The 2,351-nt window shown below is 50.9% G+C and carries 1 protein-coding gene; it reads right to left on the minus strand.

Annotated features, from left to right (window positions below; genetic code table 11):
* Positions 1-324: 324 nt before the first annotated feature.
* Complete coding sequence (locus QUA20_RS31555; protein ID WP_333194273.1) at positions 325-2,262, minus strand: hypothetical protein; 1,938 nt, start codon at positions 2,260-2,262, stop codon at positions 325-327.
* Positions 2,263-2,351: the final 89 nt, after the last annotated feature.

Below are 2,351 nucleotides of genomic sequence, written 5' to 3' on the forward strand. Positions count from 1 at the left end.
TTACTTAAATGGCTTAATTGGTAAGCGAAGAAATGTTTGAGTATAAATACTCATCGCAAAAGTGACACGCTCCCATCCAAAACTCGCAGATCAGCTAACATTTCTGCGGTTATGGGTCGATCGGTCGTTGTTTCAACTTTGATGAGAAACATAATTAATTCCTCTTAATTAGTAATGACTGTTGACTGTTGACTGTTGGCTGTTCACTGTTGGTTATTTGTTATTTGTTTGTTCTAATAACCAATCACCAATGACTAATGACTGATGACTAATAACTAATGACTAATGACTAATAACTAATGACTAATGACTAATGACTAATGACTAAATCTGTTCGATCGCCCGATCGACAGCAGTGCGGGCGCGGAAACTCAGCGCGGTGCGATCGATGCGATCGCGCAGCGATTCAAACCGCGCAGTCGCGCCTTCTCGATCGCCCAAACCTAAAGCACCCTGAATCAAAATCGCCCAAGCCAGAGCAATCTCGCTGGGATGATCGACCGTCTGAGCAGCTTCTAAAGCAGCTTCGGCGCGGGCTGTTGCCAAAAGAGGTCGATCGCACTCTAAATCCACTTGAGCGGCCCCAATCAGCACGTAAGACAGCATCCGTTTGGCATCCACCTGTTGCAAAGTCGCGATCGCCCGCTCCAAAGCAGCATCGGCTCCAGTTTGCTGAAGCTGATAGTTCGCTAAAGCTAAAAGTGCCTGGGCGATCGCACCTTCACTGCCTTCGCCTTTGATTTTGGCTCCGACGAGCGCCATTTCCTGACAATAAGGCAAGGCCGCCGCCGGATCGCCCGCTTCCAGTTCCGTCATCGCCAAATAGCTGAGGTTATAACACTCGCACCAGCGATCCTGCTGGGCCGCAGCCAATCGCCACGCCTGTTGCAACAAAATTCGCGCTTGGGCATAGTTCCCGTGATGGCGGTGTACGGCACCCAACCCTTGGGGAATTTCGATGTTTGTAGCGCCAACTCTCCCCGCCAGGGACTGTGCCTCCAGCAACAAAGCTTCTGCCCGCGTCATTTCCCGTCCAATTTCAGCCAAACAAGACCCGCTATATACCAGCAATCGCACGGCAGTAACTGGACTGGATGCCCGACTTACCTCTGCTGCCCGCAGCGAGTGTTGATGAACGTTAGCGAAGTTGCTGCGATCGAAATGCAGGATCACCAAGGCCTCAAGTCCCGTGGCTTCTGCTTCTTCTAAACCGAGAGCATTTGCTTCATCGATTAAGCGGTGCACATCGCTGTCGAGTTGAGAAACTCGATCGCCCGTAACGCCTGCGATCGCGCTAACCCGCAGCAATTTTGAATGCAATTCAATCCGAGTGCGATCGTCAAGTCCTTGACACTGCTCGATCCCAAGCTGAGCTAATTCTGATGCTTCCGCGTAGGCAAACAATTTCAGGCAGCGTTCGGCGGCACAAAAGGCGCTAGACGCTGCTAATTCTCGATCGCCCCCGATGGCTGCGTGACGGGCAATATAGCCAGCCCAAGCGCTGTCTGGTTTGGAGAGTTGATTCAACTTATGGGCAATTTGCAAATGGATCAAATGGCGACGCGGTTGTGACAACTGCCGGTAGACAGCCTGAGGCACAATATCGTGAGCAAAGTCATAGCCCATTTCGTCACCGACAGAGGCGCTGGGACGGATAATGGTTTGTTGTTCGAGCTGTTCGATCGCGGCGAGCAATTTGGGCAAGGGATAATCTGCCACATGAGCCACCGCTGTCGGTTTGAAGCTCCGCCCCAATGCTGCGGCCCAAGGCAAAAATTCGCGAGCAGCGCGATCCAATTGTTGCAAGCGATCGGCGATCAAAGCTTCCAAATCGTGTCCGTGAGTGGAATGATCTTGGCCCAGGGCGCGGGCAACCTCCAGCGCAAACAGGGGATTTCCCCCACTCTCAATAAATACACGATTCACAACTTCTAAAGACAAATTTGTCCGATCGAGCGTTGGAACACTGCGAATGAGTTCAGCCGTTTGTTGTCGATCCAAAGGATGCAATTCCAGCGTTAGCAGGCGTCGTTCTCGTCTGAGAGCCTGCACCACCCGCGAGATGCCCGCATTCTCCTCTAGTTCCCTGGAACGCCCGGTGCAGGCGAATAAAATCGGCTTATGACTCAACAAGCGGATGGCGTAGTGCAGCAATGCCGATGAAGCTTCATCGATCCAGTGAATGTCATCCAGAATGACGATTAACGCAGCCTCATACCATTTTTTTAAAGATGTGATAGAGATAAAGAATGTAAAATCCAAGACCATCCGGTGAGAAAACCAATGATACGCTCGGTGAAAGATGCCAAAATTTCCTGGACTTTTATGCGGAGTTCGTCAAGATTACTAAA

The organism is Microcoleus sp. Pol7_A1 (assembly GCF_036701085.1).
GTDB classification, from domain to species: Bacteria; Cyanobacteriota; Cyanobacteriia; order Cyanobacteriales; family Microcoleaceae; genus Microcoleus; species Microcoleus asticus.